The sequence below is a fragment of the Parapedobacter deserti genome (genome assembly GCF_042646065.1).
GTDB classification, from domain to species: Bacteria; Bacteroidota; Bacteroidia; order Sphingobacteriales; family Sphingobacteriaceae; genus Parapedobacter; species Parapedobacter deserti.
Map to the genome: position 1 here is coordinate 1 of NZ_JBHRTA010000046.1, position 777 is coordinate 777.

Genomic DNA, 777 nt, shown 5'->3' on the forward strand with positions numbered 1-777 from the left:
TCAGGTTGTCGATGCAGGCAATCAGGATATCTTCCACTCCCCGGTTCTGCAGGTCGGTCAGCACGCCCAGCCAGAAATTGGCACCCTCACTCTCCGAGACATACATGCCCAATAGCTCCTTGTGGCCGTGGCGATCAATGCCAAGAATGCTGTAAACAGCCCGTGATACGAACCGGTGGTCTTCTTTTACCTTGTAATGCATCGCATCCATCCAAACGATCGTATAAAGCCCTTCAAGACCCCGGGATTGCCACTCCTTGATCTCAGGGATGATGCGGTCGGTAATCGAAGAGAGTGTGCTGTGGCTGATATCCGTATCGTACATCTCCTTGATGTGGGAAGATATATCACGGAAACTCATCCCAAGACCATACATCCCAAGTATCTTCTTCTCCAGGCTGTCGGCAAGGACCGTCTCCCGTTTGCGGATCAGCGCAGGCTCGAAGCTCGACCGGCGATCCCGGGAGGTGGAAATATCCAACGCCCCCGCAGAGGTTTTTATCCGTTTCTGCTGCTTGCCGTTACGGCGGTTGCCGCCTGTCCGTTCTTCTTCGTCCAGGTGGGCGTCCAGTTCCGCTTCAAGCGCAGACTCCAGAAACTTCTTCAGTAAAGGCGCGAAAGCCCCGTTCTTCCCATAAAGTGACTCCCCGCTGCGTAGCTGACGCAACGCTGACGCTTTCATCTCCTCGTAATCGAATTCTTCTTGCTTTTCTTTCATTTTAAACTGTGACTAAGTTAACATTTTATAACTCTTGACACAGTTGATTTTACAGTCTC

At 51.6% G+C, this 777-nt stretch carries 1 protein-coding gene; it reads right to left on the reverse strand.

The window, feature by feature from the left end; genetic code table 11:
• Positions 1-718 (reverse strand): IS256 family transposase (locus ACFOET_RS17745; protein WP_379025165.1); only part of this gene is annotated, 718 nt, incomplete at its 3' end.
• Positions 719-777 lie beyond the last annotated feature (59 nt).